The following is a 13,162-nucleotide window of genomic DNA, read 5'->3' as shown; positions in this document are numbered from 1 at the left end:
GGCCCACCCCCTCCTGGCCGTCAGCCCCCAGGGCTTCGCCGCGCACTTCCCGCGCGGCCCGCGCAGCAGCCGCTACTACCTCCAGTGCCCGCCCGACGACCACCCCGACGCCTGGTCCGACACCCGCGTCTGGGACGCCCTGCGCACCCGCCTCGGCGACCCGGCGCTGCCCTCCGGCCCGATCACCGACCGGGAGATCTTCCGGCTGCGCAGTCTCGTCCACGACCCGATGCAGTACGGCCGTCTCTTCCTGGTCGGCGACGCCGCGCACATCGTCTCCCCGATGGGCGGCAAGGGCATGAACCTCGCCCTCTACGACGCCGACGTCCTCGCCCGCGCCGTACGGGACTTCGTGCACGACCACGACGACACCGGCCTGCGCGCCTACTCACGCCGCTGTCTGCGCCGCGTCTGGAACGACCAGGAGTTCTCCCACTGGCTGACCCGCACGGTCCACGACGCGGGTGACGACACCGACGCCGGGCCGTTCCTGAGCCACCTCGCCCGCGCCCGCCTCGACCGGCTCTTCACCTCACGGGCCGCGGCAGGCGCTTTCGCGGAACTCATGACGGGCCTTGATCCGGAAGCCAATTCCGTCGGTTCCTGAAAACGCCGAAGGCGCTTTTACCGGGCCCCCGTGATCTCTCCGGGGGCCCATTGTCAGTGGTACGTCCTACTCTCGCCATATGACCTACAGCGTCTGGCACAGGGGCCTCGGTATCACGCTCGATCTGACCGAGGCCGATCTCGGGCACCCCGAATACCCCCGGCTGCTCGACGAGATCTACGGCAATTACCAACCGGATCTTCTCTACTGCCTGGAAGCCCATGAGGACGAGGGGTTCATCTGCCCCGGCTTCATGACCATCCGCAAGGTCAACGGCCGTCCGCACGCGATGCATGTGGCAAAAGGGGAACGCCCCGAGACGAAGGCGGAAAGCGATCTCCACAAGGCGCTGGGGGAATACACGGCCGAGGTCGCGTCGGGCGAGGGATTCCGGGTGACGCGACCGGCCGCGGGTGAGCACGGAAAGGGCCGCGTGGACCTCACCGTGGAGGGCGCCGACAGCCACCGGCTCGCCTACGAAATCCAGCTCGCCGCGATAGCGGGCGGTTCCGTCGACGACCGCACCCGGATGGCGCGCCGGGCGGGGCTGACCCCGCTGTGGCTGGTCAACAACGAGAACGCGATACCGATCGACCGCGCCCCCTGGGCCCGGCTGAACGTGCAGAGCTGGCGCGACGTCACCGACCGCGCCGCCCTCCCGGTGCGCGGCGGGATCAAGCAGCTGCACATGTCCCGTTGCGACTGGAGCAACCCGGTGCCCTGCCCCCAGCAGGGCGCGGGCCGCTGCGGCGGCCGGCACGCGCTGTGGGAACCGGTCCGGGGTCTCTACTACGAGGACGTCATCCGGCGCACCGCCACCGGTGAGCTCGTCTCCCTGTACCTGCCCCGTCCCTCGGGCCGGCGCGGCTGGCACATGTGGGTCACCCCGAACGACAAGGAGGAGTTCCTCGAGGGCCGGCCCGAACCCGTCCCGGGCATGGTCGTACCGACGGCTCGACCCGCGACCGGCGCGGAGCGACGCCCCGAGGGGGCCGCAGGGGGCGTGCGGGCCGAGCTGACCGGGGCGCTGGACGACGAGCGGCCCATCGACGCCTCGCTGTGGCACACCGAGCCGGGACCGTCCGAGTTCTCCCGCCCGTTCGTCGTGGGGGAGTTCGTCATACCGGGTGATCTGGTCGCCGCCCGGCGCACCTTCACCCGGGCCCTGGAACACGCCGCGGACATCGCCGCGCATCTGCCGAGCGGCGCGGACATCGCGGCGGGCCGCGCCGAGATCACCGGCGAGCAGCGGGAGCGACTGGCGGACGCGCGGGAGCGGTGCCGGCGCCTCGCCGAGGAGATGCACACGCACCCGTGGTGGGAGACGATCGGCGACCGTCATGCCGCCCGTGACGCGCTGACGTACGCCGCGACCCATGACAGCCCCTGGTCCTGGACTGTTCGTCCAGGAGTTGGACCTGTAGTCTACGGTCCGTGACGGACGACACCGACGACACCGATGACGCGGGCGACACGGGTGACACGGGTGACACGGGCGCCGGGGCCGTCGACGCCGAGCGGGACGCGATCCTCGCGGCGCTGCGACCGGTCGTCGTGGGGATCGCGGCGACCTTCGGACCGGTGTGCGAGGCGGTCCTGCACGACTACCGCCACCCGGAGAACTCGGTCGTGGCCGTCGCCGGTTCGGTGACCGGGCGGGCCGTGGGCGGCGCGATGAGCGAGATCGGCCTGCGTGTCCTGGCCCGCGGCGACCGGGCCGAGGACGAGCTGAACTACGTCACGCGCACCCCCTCCGGCACGCTGGTCAAGGCGTCCACGATGGTGCTGCGCGACTCCACCGGAGCGGTCTTCGGCGCCCTGTGCCTCAACGTCGACGTCACCGCCGTCCAGGAGGCCCGCGCCCTGCTCGGCGCGCTGTCCGGAGTCGCCGCCGGCGCGGCCGACGCGCCGGTCACCACCTTCGGCAACGACATCGACTCGGTCGTCGACGCCCTTCTCGACGCCCACCGGATCGGGCGCAACCGCCCCTGGGCCGCCCTCGACCGCGCCGAACGCCTCGACCTGTTCCGCGCCCTCGACGACCACGGCGTCTTCGCGGTGCGCCGCGCCGTCGAACAGGTCGCCGGGCGGCTCGGCATCTCCCGCGCATCCGCCTACAGCTACCTCTCCCAGGCCCGCGCCGCCTCCGCCCCGCCTACCGCTGGAGGGCCTGCGGCCGGTGCCGCTTCGGCGCGGACCACGGCTGGAGGGCCTGCGGCCGGTGCCGCTTCGGCGCCGTCTACCGCTGGAGGACCTGCGGCCCGCGCGGCTTCCGCCCCGACCACGGCTGGAGGGCCTGCGGCCGGTGCCGCTTCGGCGCGGATCACGGCTGGAGGGTCTGCGGCCGGTGCCGCTTCCGCGCCGACCACGGCTGGAGGACCCGCGGCCCGCGCCGCCTCCGCCCCGAGCACCGCCGCAGGACCCGCCCGCGCCGCCACCGCCCCGACCACCGCTGGAGGACCCGCGTGACGACCACCACCCCGCCCGTCACCCTCGACACCGTCCGTGACGCGGCGGTCCGGCTTCGGGGCGTCGCTCACCGTACGCCCGTCCTGCGCTCACGCACCCTCGACGCCCTCGTCGGTGCCGAGGTCCACCTCAAGTGCGAGAACTTCCAGCGCGTGGGCGCCTTCAAGTTCCGCGGCGCCTACAACGCCGCCTCCCGGCTCACCCCCGAGCAGCTGGCCCGGGGCATCGCCGCCTACTCCTCCGGCAACCACGCCCAGGCCGTCGCCCTGGCCGCCCGTGAACTGGGCACCTCGGCCGTCATCGTCATGCCCGAGGACGCCCCCGCCTCCAAGCGGGCCGCCACGGAGGGCTACGGCGCCGAGATCGTCACCTACGACCGCTACACCGAGGACCGTACCGCCGTCGCCGAAGCCCTGGCCGACGAACGCGGCCTCGTGCTCATCCCGCCCTACGAGCACCCCGACGTCATGGCGGGACAGGGCACCGCCGCTCTCGAACTCCTGGAAGAGGCAGGAGAGTTGGACGCGCTGATCGTGCCCGTCGGCGGCGGCGGGCTGATCGCCGGGAGCGCCACCGCGGCCAAGGGCGTCAGCCCGGGCATCCGGGTGACCGGCGTCGAGCCGGAGGCCGGGGACGACACCAAACGGTCCCTGGACGCCGGCCGACGCGTCACCATCCCGGTGCCGCGCACCATCGCCGACGGCCAGGCGCTGGAGACGCCCGGCGAGCTGACCTTCTCCGTCAACCAGCGGCTCGTCGACGGAATCGCTCTCGTGTCCGACGACGAGATCAGCGCGGCGATGCGGTTCGCGTTCGAGCGGCTGAAGATCGTCGTCGAGCCGAGCGGCGCCACCGGTCTGGCCGCGCTGCTCGCCGGGCGGGTGGATGCGCTGCCCCGCCGGGTCGGTGTCATCGTCTCCGGCGGCAATGTGGACGCCGACCGTTTCGCCCGGCTGTGCGGCCGGGCGGCGACGTCATGACCAGAACTCGTCGCCCCGTTCGAGGTCCTCGACACACTCGTCGAGATCGGTGATCTTGTCCCCGACGATCCGGAAGACGATGCATCCGTCCTCGTCGATCCGCTTGTCGCCGCGCTGGGCGGTGACATGGTGCATGGAGACGGCATGGCCGCGGCCGTCCACCAGGATGTTGCGCAGTTCGACCTTGAAGGTGCCGCCCGTCTCCTCGTAGAGCCGGCGGTAGTAGTCGAGGATCGCGTCGATCCCCTTGCAGTCGCCGGACAGCTGGTGGCTGCCGGGCACGTGGTGCGTCGCGTCGCTCGTCATCATCGAGCGCAGGGTGTCCATGTCGCCGCGTGAGAAGGCTTCGTAGCCGGTGCGGACGAGTTGTGCGTGAGGGTGTTCAGCCACGGTGATCGCCACCTTTCTGGTGGTTCGGCGATTGCGGCTTCCAGCCGTCATTCTGCGCTCACCCGAATGGCGGTGTCGACCGCACGGGCGGACGATGGTGGCGTGGGCAGGGCTCGCAATGGAGGGAGCCGACATGATTGAGATCAAGGCCATCGACAAGCCCGACGAGCGGCGCGACTTCCCGCGCGGACACCTCGAAGCGGTGCACATGTCCGGGCTGGACTTCGCCGTTGGCACCTTCGAACCCGGCTGGCGCTGGTCCGAGTCCGTAGGTCCCATCGCCGGAACGAAGAGCTGCGAGGTCCACCACAACGGGTACTGCGTCTCCGGTCGTATGCGGCTGCGCATGGACGACGGCGCCGAGCAGGAGGTCGGACCGGGCGACGTGTTCGTGGTGTCACCGGGCCATGACGCCTGGGTGGTCAGCGACGAGCCGTGCGTGGTCTACGACTTCGCGGGCCAGATGGCGACGGAGTACGCGAAGGCCAAAGGCTGAAGGACCGGGACCGCCCCGCGGGGTGGAGCCGCTCACACGGTGATGACGATCTTCGCGCGGGCGTGCTCCACCTCCAGGTGGCGAATGGCCTGAGCCGCATCGCTGAGGGGGAACACCCGCTCCACGACAGGGGCGATCTTCCCGGACTCGACCAGCCTCCGCAGCTCGGCCAGGTTCGCCTTGCTCTGCTTCGCCGGGAGTTCCACCAGCCGTTGGCGCGCGAAGGGTGCGACCGCCCGGCGCTTGAGGAACAGTCCCATCGGCCCGACGAAGCTGCCGCCCTCGTACATGCCTCCGCCGGACAGCACGAGGGTCCCGGTGGGAGTCAGGGCGCTCCGGAACTCGGCCAGGGAGCGGTTTCCCACCAGGTCCAGAACCACGTCGTACGGTCCGCCGCGGGTGAAGTCCTCGTTGGTGTAGTCGATGACGTGGTCCGCCCCCAGTGAGCGGACCAGATCGACGTTGCGGGTGCGGCACACGGCCGTCACGTGCGCGCCGTACGCCTTGGCGATCTGCACGGCGAACGTGCCGACGCCGCCGGAGGCACCGTTCACCAGCACGGTCTCGCCGGGATCCACCCGGGCCACGTCCCGGATGCCGATGAGCGCGGTGTTGGCCGCCAGCGGGACCGCGGCCGCCTGCTCGAAGGTGAGGTTGGCGGGCTTCACGTCCACCGTGCTCTCCGGGGCGCACACGTACTCCGCGAACGCGCCGTCGGCCTCGCCGAAGACCTCGTCCCCCGGTTTGAGCGAGGTGACGCCGGCACCCACCGATTCCACGCGCCCGGCGAAGTCTCGGCCCCTGATGCGGTGCCTCGGCCTCAGCAGGCCCATCATGGGACGGGCGAGCTTCGGGTCGCCGTGCAGGAAATGCCAGTCGTAGGCGTTGACCGAGGCCGCGTGCACGCGCACCAGCACCTCGCCGTCGGCGGGCTCCGGCCGGGGCATCTCCCCGTACTCCAGCACGTCCACCGATCCGTACCGGTCCTGCATGATCGCCTTCATCGCTTCCCCCTCCGCCACCGGCGAGCGTAGGGAAACGGAGCCCCGGGCGACATAGGGGAGATGCCCTAGTTCCCGGGTATGAGCCCGCTGCCGGGGCCGAGCCGCCGGGCGACCGGCGCTCAGACGGGCAGCAGCCGGCCGACCAGCGCGCCGAGCTGGCGGGCGTTGCGGCACTCGTGCATCTCCACCAGCTCGGCGTACTCCGGTGCCGCGGAGTCTCCCGTGCCCCACTGGGCGCGCGGCTCGGGGTTCAACCAGTAGACGCGGCGGGCCCGTTCCCCGATGTGGCGTACGGCGGCCAGGTTGGGGTCGCTCATGTTCGTCCGTGCGTCACCGAGCACGAACACCGTCGTACGGGGGCCGACCGCCTCGCCGTAGCGCTCCGCGAACTCGCCCAGCGCGACGCCGTAGTCGCTGCTGCCGTGCCAGCCCGTGAGTGTCGCCTCGGCCCGGATACGGGCGCTCAGCCCCTCCGCGTCCGCGGCTCCGTGCTCCAGCAGTCCCGTCACCTCGTCGATCCGGTTGACGAAGGCGAACACCCGCACCTTGCTGAACTGGTCGTGCAGCGCCTGCACCAGCAGCATCGTGAAGTCCGAGAACCCCGACACCGAGCCCGACACATCGCACAGCAGCACCAGTTCGGGCCGGACCGGACGGCGCCTGCGCAGCACCGGCTTCATCGGCACCCCGCCCGTCGACAGCGAGCTGCGCAGCGTGCGCCGCAGATCGATGCTGCCCCGCGCGGCCCGGCGCCGGCGCGCCGCGAGCCGGGTGGCGAGCTTGCGGGCGAGCGGCTGCACCGTCCGGCGCAGTTCGGCGAGCCGGTCCTTGCCGGCGTAGAGGAAGTCGACCCGGTCGGGGGTGGTGGCCACCGCGCGCCGGGCGAGCTGATCCCGGTCGCGCCGCTCGGCCACCCGCCGACGCGCCTCCGCCGCCACCTGCTGCCGGAAGGCCTCGATGCGCCGCCGGATCTCGTCGTCGAGCAGCCGGTCGGTGAACCCCGAACCGCCGCTCGTGGCACGGACGTCGTCCCGGACCCGGGCGAACAGCGTCTGCGGGCGCAGCCGTTCCAGCGTCTGGTACGACGACCAGCCGTCCGACCCCGGCGCGGTGCCGTACCCGCCGAAGCCGTCGACCGCCTCCGCCGCCAACCGGCCCAGCAGGGCGAGGTCGTCGGCGGCGAGGGCGGCCGCGAGACGGTCGCGCAGATCGTCCCGGTCCGCCGGCCCGGTCTCGGGCGCGCCGATGCCGCGCGGGAAGTACAGGTCGAAGACCGGGTCGAACACCTGGCGTTGCGCCGGGCCGTGCAGCAGCGTCGCCGCCAGCCCCTCCCGCAGCAACTCCCGGTCGGTCAGCCCCAGTTCGGCGACGGCCTGCGCCGCGTCCACGGTCTCGCCGGTGCCGATCCGCATACCGTGCGCCCGCAGGGCCCCGACCAGCGAGGTCAGCCGCTCCGCGACGCCCGGCGCCGTCACACCGCGTCCAGGTCGAGCTTGGCGGCGGCCTTGAGGACGTCGTCCTGATGCTTGAGGAGCACGCCCAGCGTTTCGCGGACGACGGTCTCCTGCAGGGTGTCGGCGCCGAGCGCGAGCAGGGTGCGCGCCCAGTCGATGGTCTCGGCGACCGAGGGGACCTTGCGCAGGTCCATGGCGCGCAGCGCGCCCACCACCCGGACCACGGAGGTGGCCAGCGCCTCGTCGAGGCCGGGCACCTTGAGCCGTACGATCCGGCGCTCCAACTCCTCGTCCGGGAAGCCGATGTGCAGGAACAGACAGCGGCGGCGCAGCGCCTCGGACAGCTCACGGCTCGCGTTGGAGGTCAGCACGACGAAGGGGCGCCGGGTGGCGGTGATCGTGCCCAGTTCGGGGACCGTCACCTGGAAGTCGCTGAGCACCTCCAGGAGCAGGCCCTCCACCTCGACGTCGGCCTTGTCGGTCTCGTCGATCAGCAGCACCTTGGGCTCGTCGCCGCGGATCGCGGTCAGCAGCGGGCGCGTGAGCAGGAACTCCTCGCTGAAGATGTCGGTGCGCGTCTCGTCCCAGGTCTCGTCGCGGCCCGCGCTGATGCGCAGCAGCTGCTTGGCGTGGTTCCACTCGTACAGTGCCCGGGACTCGTCGACGCCCTCGTAGCACTGCAGACGGACCAGCCGTGCCCCGGCGACCTCGGCCACCGCCTTGGCGAGCTCCGTCTTGCCGACCCCGGCCGGGCCCTCGACCAGCAGCGGCTTGCCGAGCCGGTCGGCGAGGAAGACGGTCGTGGCCACGGCCGGTGAGGCGAGGTAACCGGTGGCGGCGAGACGCGCGGAGACGTCGTCGACGGACGTGAACAACGGGGCCTCCAGGTGGGCGGCGGTACCGGGTCTACTATCTAAGCGCTTGTTCACCGCCCCTGTCACCCCGGAATCCGCAGCTCCCGCCTGCACACCGATCGGTTTCCTTCGGTGGTTTCGGGAGGTACGCTCCCCCTATGGCCACGACAGACAAGGCGTCCACCAGGGATCGGCTGCTCGACGCCGCCTCCGAGCTCTTCTACCGCGACGGTGTCTCCATCGGTGTCGAGGCGCTGTGCCGGACGGCCGGAGTGTCGAAGCGGTCGATGTACCAGCTCTTCGCCGGCAAGGACGAGGTCCTCGCGGCCAGCCTGGAGCGCCGGGCGCCCGGCTACGCGGCTCAGCTCACCCCGGGCCCGCAGGACGCCGGCACTCCACGGGAACGCATCCTCTACGTCTTCCGGCAGGTGGAAAGGCTCTCCGTGGAACCCGAGTACCAGGGCTGCCCCTACCTCGCCGCCCTCGTCGAGCTGAAGGACCCCGAGCACCCGGCGAGCGTGGTCGCCCGGGAGGCCAAGCTGCATCTTCTGAACGCCTTCCGCGCGCAGGCGGAGTTGGGTGGCGCCGCGGATCCCGACCTCCTCGCCCGCCAGCTGATGCTGGTCTTCGACGGCGCGAGCGCCCGCGCGGGCGCCCGGATCGAGACCCTGGACGGCCTGACCACGGCCACCGTCACGACCTTGCTGGACGCGGCCGGCATGCGCTGAGCGCTCCGCTGGAAGTGCCGGATGCGTCGTCCGCCGTCCGCGGCGCCGTCGTGGTCGGTCGCGCAGTTCCCCGCGCCCCTTCGGGGGCGCGACTGGACCGCGGTGGACTTCACCAGCACTGGGGTGGATGCGTTGTCGGCCGTCCGCGGCGCCGTCGTGGCCGGTCGCGCAGGTCCCCGCGCCCCTTCGGGGGCGCGACTGGACCGCGGCGGACTTCACCAGCACTGGGGTGGATGCGTTGTCGGCCGTCCGCGGCGCGGTCGTGGTCGGTCGCGCAGTTCCCCGCGCCCCTTCGGGGGCGCGACTGGACCGCGGCGGACTTCACCAGCACTGGGGTGGATGCGTTGTCGGCCGTCCGCGGCGCGGTCGTGGTCGGTCGCGCAGTTCCCCGCGCCCCTTCGGGGGCGCGACCGGACCGCGGCGGACTTCACCAGGTCTGCTTGGGTAAGGGGCGGACGCCGAAGTCGGCGCCGCTGTAGCGGGCCCGGTACTGCGGCGCCAAAGCGCCGTCCGCAGCGCCGAGCCGGGTGCGGGTGCCGTGGCGGTCGTCCGCAGTACTGAGTCCGCCGCGTGCGCCGATGGGCGTCACGATCAGTACCTCGGCGCCCACCGCCCCGCACGTGATTGTCAGTGGCGGGCGCTACGTTCCGGGCATGGGTATCTATCTGGTCAGTGTGGGCGCCCGGGAATGGGCCGAGGGCGACGAGGGCGAGGACGAGGGCGCCCGGGGAGCCGTCGCCTCGGCGCTCAACGAGGAGTTGGAGCGGCGCGGACTGCCGCGGTACGAGCCGGTAGCGGAAGAGGAACCGAATGCCTGGTTCGAGGAGAAGATCAGCCCTCCCATGGACGGGTTCGCCGCGCTGTGCCGCGCGCATCTGACACCCCGGGAGCAGGAGACCCTCGGCGAGTGGACGGTGCTGGTGCCGGTGTCGCTGGAGGAGGAGATACATCTGCCGATCGGCTCCGCCTACACCGACACGACCGTGATCGCGGGAGCGCCGCAGGTGCTCGCCCTGGCCCGGCGGTTGTCGGACGTCATCGGACTGCCGCCGGAGGTGCCGCAGCAGCCCGGGAACCTCGGCCTGACGTTCTGGTTCCTCGAGGGTGAGGCGAAGGAACTGGCCGCGGTCCGGCCGGGCCCCTGGAGCGAGGACCTGGACACGGCGTTCTACGTCGCCCTGTACCTGCGTGCCGCCGAGCACTCACTGCGCCGCGGCTGCCCGATGACGTACTGCTGAGACGTACTGCTGAGACGTACTGCTGACGCTAAGGCTCCGCCACCTCGCTCACGAGCACGACCTCGAGGGTGCGCGGGCCGTGCACCCCCTCGACCCGGTCCAGCTCGATGTCACTGGTGGCCGACGGGCCGGAGATCCACGTCAACGGGCGGGCCGGGTCAAGGCGTTCGAGGGCCTGGGGCACGGAGGAGACCACCTGGTCGGGCACCCGGATGACGCAGATGTGATGGTCGGGAACCAGCGTGATCCGGCGCCGGCCCTGGTCGGGGGAGCCGTCGAGGACGATGGTGCCGGTCTCGGCGACGGCGAGCGCGCAGGCCGTGACCACGCTGCCGACCCGGTCGAGCTCGTGCGGGGTGCTGTCGGCGAGATCCGCGATGCGTTCGACCTCGGCCCCCGACAGCCACTCCGTCTCCAGCCCCGCGGGCACCACCACCGTCTTCGAACCCCGCTCGGCGAGCAACCGGCCGATCAGGGCCGCCAGTTCGCCCGCAGCGCACCGGTGCACGATCGCCCGGTAGTCCGCCAGGTTCTCCGCCAGCAGATCGACCGTCTCGGCGACACTCCGCTCACCGTGCTCGCGCAGATAGTCCCGGGCGACGGCCTCTTCGTACGGCCGCTCGTCCGGTGTCACATCGGCCAGCGCGCGCCGCACCCGGCCCAGGATCCTGTCCCTGCTGCTCACTTGGCACCGCCCTTTCCACCGCCTGTGCGCTGCCACCAGTCCCGGAACGGCTCCGCCGGGAGGGCCGGCAGATCCCGGCTGCCGCTCCACGCCCTGCCCGGTCCGGGCAGGGTCCGCGGATGCAGCCGGCGGGTGCGGGAGGCGAGCCGCTGGCCGCCGCGCAGGGCGCCGGGGTGGGTGAACGCCCAGCGGGCGGCCCGCATGGCGGCCCGCTCGGCGGCATGTCCCTTCGCCGGCTTGAGCACCACCTTGTTGCCCTGCCGTACCGCCGGACCGCCCTCCACCACCCGCTCCCGCAGATGCACCAGCACCTCCGGGATGTCGATCGCGACCGGGCACACCTCGTAGCAGGCGCCGCACAGCGACGACGCGTACGGCAGCGAGGCGTCGATCTCGCTTGCCGTGCCCCTCAGTTGGGGGCTGAGGATGGCGCCGATGGGGCCCGGGTAGACCGAGCCGTAGGCATGCCCGCCGGCCCGTTCGTAGACCGGGCAGACGTTGAGGCAGGCCGAGCAGCGGATGCAGCGCAGCGCCTGGCGGCCGACCTCGTCGGCGAGGGTGTCGGTGCGGCCGTTGTCGAGCAGCACCAGGTGGAAGGTCCGCGGCCCGTCGGCCGTCTCGGAGTCCGTCGTGCCGGTCCACATCGAGGTGTACGGGTTCATGCGCTCGGCCGTCGAGGAGCGGGGCAGCGTCTGCAGGAACACCTCCAGATCCCGCCAGGTGGGCAGGATCTTCTCGATGCCGACGACCGAGATCAGCGTCTGCGGCAGGGTCAGGCACATGCGCCCGTTGCCCTCGGACTCCACGACCACCAGCGTGCCGGTCTCGGCGATCATGAAGTTGGCGCCGGAGATGCCGACCTTGGCCCGCAGGAACTTCTCGCGCAGATGCAGCCGGGCGGCCTCGGCGAGTTCGGCGGGCGTGTCGGTCAGGCCCTCGGGGGCCGGGCGGCCCCACTCGCCCATCTCCTCGCGGAAGATGTCCCGGATCTCGCCCCGGTTGCGGTGGATGGCCGGGACGAGGATGTGCGAGGGCCGGTCCTTGCCCAACTGCACGATCAGCTCGGCGAGATCGGTCTCGTAGGCCCGGATGCCCTCCGCCTCCAGGGCCTCGTTGAGCCCGATCTCCTGCGTGGCCATCGACTTGACCTTGACGACCTCCGACTCGCCGGTCTCCTTCACCAGCCGGGCGACGATCCGGTTGGCCTCGTCGGCGTCGGCGGCCCAGTGGACGGTGCCGCCCGCGGCCGTGACCGACTCCTCCAACTGCACCAGATACCGGTCGAGATGCCGCAGCGTATGGTCTTTGATCCGCTTGCCCGCCTCCCGCAGGAGCGCCCAGTCGGACACCTCCGCGACCGCCTTGGCCCGCTTGGCGCGGATGGTGTGCGTGGCGTGGCGCAGATTCCCGCGCAGGGTCTGGTTGCCCACCGCTTCGTGCGCGGCCTCGGGAAAGGCCGGCATTCCCAGATAGGTCCCGCTCATACGGCCGGCTCCTCCTCCGTGCTCGCCAGGATCTCCGCGATGTGCACCGGTCTCATCCCCACCTCGAGCCGGCTCATGGTCCCGCCGATGTGCATCAGACACGAGTTGTCGGCCGCGCACAGCACCTCGGCGCCGGTCGACTCGGCGTTGCGCACCTTGTCGACACCCATCGCCGTGGAGACGTCGGAGTTCTTCAACGCGAAGGTGCCGCCGAAGCCGCAGCACTCATCGGCATCGGGCAGTTCGACCAACTCCAGCCCCTTCACGGCCTTCAGCAGTCGCCGGGGCCGGTCGCCGAGGCCCAGCCCACGCAGCCCGTGGCAGGTGGGGTGGTAGGTCACCGTGTGCGGGTAGTACGCCCCGACGTCCGTCACCCCCAGCACGTCCACCAGGAACTCCGTCAGCTCGTACGTCTTCGGCACCACCGGCGCCAGCGTCGCGGCGAGGGTGTCCCCCCGCCCCTCGGCCCGGGCCCGCTCACCCATCCGCGGATACAGCTCCCGCACCATCGCCCCGCACGACCCGGACGGCGTGACGATCGCCTCGTACTCCCCGAAGACATCGGAGAAATGCCGGGCAAGAGGCTCGGCCTCATGCCGGTAGCCGGTGTTGTAGTGCGCCTGCCCGCAGCAGGTCTGGGCCATCGGGAAGTCGACCTCGACGCCCAGCCTGGTCAGCAGTTTCACCACGGCGCGCCCGGTGTCCGGATACAGCGTGTCGTTGACGCAGGTCAGGAACAGAGCGACACGCATCGCGGCTCCTTGTGAATCGAT

At 71.8% G+C, this 13,162-nt stretch carries 14 protein-coding genes and 1 pseudogene; 7 read left to right on the top strand and 8 right to left on the bottom strand.

The features are described 5' to 3' along the window. The 4 genes and pseudogenes from GRC12_RS16355 to GRC12_RS16340 all read left to right on the top strand — a co-directional run. On the top strand, window positions 1–607 hold a 607-nt coding region (locus GRC12_RS16355; RefSeq protein WP_208779999.1), incomplete at its 5' end, for an FAD-dependent monooxygenase. 79 nt (window positions 608–686) lie between these two features. After that, the gene (locus GRC12_RS16350; protein WP_208779995.1) at window positions 687–2,045 is read left to right on the top strand and encodes a hypothetical protein; all 1,359 of its coding nucleotides are present in this window, start codon (window positions 687–689) and stop codon (window positions 2,043–2,045) included. Window positions 2,046–2,134: 89 nt separating this feature from the next. Beyond that, a pseudogene (locus tag GRC12_RS45600) lies at window positions 2,135–2,761 on the top strand (helix-turn-helix transcriptional regulator); the annotation flags it as partial. A 311-nt stretch (window positions 2,762–3,072) separates the two neighbouring features. Then, window positions 3,073–4,056 carry a threo-3-hydroxy-L-aspartate ammonia-lyase gene (locus tag GRC12_RS16340; protein WP_208779990.1) on the top strand — a complete coding sequence of 328 codons (984 nt, stop codon included), beginning with the start codon at window positions 3,073–3,075 and terminating at the stop codon, window positions 4,054–4,056. On the opposite strand, the gene GRC12_RS16335 is transcribed toward GRC12_RS16340, so the two are convergent. Beyond that, window positions 4,051–4,446: a nuclear transport factor 2 family protein gene (locus GRC12_RS16335; RefSeq protein WP_208779989.1), complete on the bottom strand. Its 396-nt coding sequence runs from the start codon at window positions 4,444–4,446 to the stop codon at window positions 4,051–4,053. The genes GRC12_RS16340 and GRC12_RS16335 overlap by 6 nt on opposite strands. Window positions 4,447–4,579: 133 nt before the next feature. Here GRC12_RS16335 and GRC12_RS16330 point away from each other — a divergent pair, with 133 nt between their 5' ends. Further along, the gene (locus GRC12_RS16330; RefSeq protein WP_133049431.1) at window positions 4,580–4,942 is read left to right on the top strand and encodes a cupin domain-containing protein; all 363 of its coding nucleotides are present in this window, start codon (window positions 4,580–4,582) and stop codon (window positions 4,940–4,942) included. Window positions 4,943–4,974: 32 nt separating this feature from the next. Here the strand turns inward: GRC12_RS16330 and GRC12_RS16325 are convergent, their stop codons facing one another. The 3 genes from GRC12_RS16325 to GRC12_RS16315 form a co-directional block, all read right to left on the bottom strand. After that, window positions 4,975–5,946, bottom strand: coding sequence for an NAD(P)-dependent alcohol dehydrogenase (locus tag GRC12_RS16325; RefSeq protein WP_208779987.1), 972 nt, complete (start codon window positions 5,944–5,946; stop codon window positions 4,975–4,977). Between the two features lie 119 nt (window positions 5,947–6,065). Then, the gene (locus tag GRC12_RS16320) at window positions 6,066–7,421 is read right to left on the bottom strand and encodes a vWA domain-containing protein (RefSeq protein WP_208779986.1); all 1,356 of its coding nucleotides are present in this window, start codon (window positions 7,419–7,421) and stop codon (window positions 6,066–6,068) included. Beyond that, a complete protein-coding gene (locus tag GRC12_RS16315; RefSeq protein WP_208780004.1) occupies window positions 7,418–8,275 on the bottom strand; it encodes an AAA family ATPase in 858 nt (285 codons plus the stop codon). The genes GRC12_RS16320 and GRC12_RS16315 overlap by 4 nt, the downstream gene beginning before the upstream one ends. Before the next feature lie 137 nt (window positions 8,276–8,412). Between GRC12_RS16315 and GRC12_RS16310 the strand changes: the two genes are divergently transcribed. Beyond that, the gene (locus GRC12_RS16310; RefSeq protein ID WP_208779984.1) at window positions 8,413–8,982 is read left to right on the top strand and encodes a TetR/AcrR family transcriptional regulator; all 570 of its coding nucleotides are present in this window, start codon (window positions 8,413–8,415) and stop codon (window positions 8,980–8,982) included. Between the two features lie 427 nt (window positions 8,983–9,409). Here the strand turns inward: GRC12_RS16310 and GRC12_RS16305 are convergent, their stop codons facing one another. After that, window positions 9,410–9,571 (bottom strand): hypothetical protein, encoded by a 162-nt coding sequence (locus GRC12_RS16305; protein ID WP_208779983.1) that lies wholly within the window; start codon window positions 9,569–9,571, stop codon window positions 9,410–9,412. Window positions 9,572–9,635: 64 nt separating this feature from the next. Here GRC12_RS16305 and GRC12_RS16300 point away from each other — a divergent pair, with 64 nt between their 5' ends. Beyond that, window positions 9,636–10,220 (top strand): hypothetical protein, encoded by a 585-nt coding sequence (locus tag GRC12_RS16300; protein WP_208779981.1) that lies wholly within the window; start codon window positions 9,636–9,638, stop codon window positions 10,218–10,220. A gap of 28 nt (window positions 10,221–10,248) precedes the next feature. On the opposite strand, the gene GRC12_RS16295 is transcribed toward GRC12_RS16300, so the two are convergent. The 3 genes from GRC12_RS16295 to GRC12_RS16285 are packed head-to-tail and all read right to left on the bottom strand — an operon-like array spanning window position 10,249 to window position 13,141. Then, window positions 10,249–10,905 carry a LutC/YkgG family protein gene (locus GRC12_RS16295; RefSeq protein ID WP_208779980.1) on the bottom strand — a complete coding sequence of 219 codons (657 nt, stop codon included), beginning with the start codon at window positions 10,903–10,905 and terminating at the stop codon, window positions 10,249–10,251. Beyond that, window positions 10,902–12,389 (bottom strand): LutB/LldF family L-lactate oxidation iron-sulfur protein, encoded by a 1,488-nt coding sequence (locus tag GRC12_RS16290; RefSeq protein WP_208779977.1) that lies wholly within the window; start codon window positions 12,387–12,389, stop codon window positions 10,902–10,904. The genes GRC12_RS16295 and GRC12_RS16290 overlap by 4 nt, the downstream gene beginning before the upstream one ends. Then, window positions 12,386–13,141 (bottom strand): (Fe-S)-binding protein, encoded by a 756-nt coding sequence (locus GRC12_RS16285; RefSeq protein ID WP_208779975.1) that lies wholly within the window; start codon window positions 13,139–13,141, stop codon window positions 12,386–12,388. Before GRC12_RS16285 ends, GRC12_RS16290 begins: the two co-directional genes overlap by 4 nt. Window positions 13,142–13,162: the final 21 nt, after the last annotated feature.

Origin of the sequence: Streptomyces griseorubiginosus, assembly GCF_017614965.1 — a bacterium.
Lineage (GTDB): Bacteria > Actinomycetota > Actinomycetes > Streptomycetales > Streptomycetaceae > Streptomyces > Streptomyces griseorubiginosus_B.
The sequence above is the reverse complement of the archived record's forward strand: the minus strand, read 5'-3'. Positions and strand labels throughout refer to the sequence as shown.

What these genes read in the sequence shown, in the direction of transcription:
- GRC12_RS16350 (WP_208779995.1), top strand. Translation starts at nt 687, where the DNA reads ATGACCTACAGCGTCTGGCACAGGGGCCTCGGTATCACGCTCGATCTG.
- GRC12_RS16330 (WP_133049431.1), top strand. Translation starts at nt 4,580, where the DNA reads ATGATTGAGATCAAGGCCATCGACAAGCCCGACGAGCGGCGCGACTTC.
- GRC12_RS16325 (WP_208779987.1), bottom strand. Translation starts at nt 5,946, where the DNA reads ATGAAGGCGATCATGCAGGACCGGTACGGATCGGTGGACGTGCTGGAG.
- GRC12_RS16310 (WP_208779984.1), top strand. Translation starts at nt 8,413, where the DNA reads ATGGCCACGACAGACAAGGCGTCCACCAGGGATCGGCTGCTCGACGCC.
- GRC12_RS16300 (WP_208779981.1), top strand. Translation starts at nt 9,636, where the DNA reads ATGGGTATCTATCTGGTCAGTGTGGGCGCCCGGGAATGGGCCGAGGGC.
- GRC12_RS16290 (WP_208779977.1), bottom strand. Translation starts at nt 12,389, where the DNA reads ATGAGCGGGACCTATCTGGGAATGCCGGCCTTTCCCGAGGCCGCGCAC.
- GRC12_RS16285 (WP_208779975.1), bottom strand. Translation starts at nt 13,141, where the DNA reads ATGCGTGTCGCTCTGTTCCTGACCTGCGTCAACGACACGCTGTATCCG.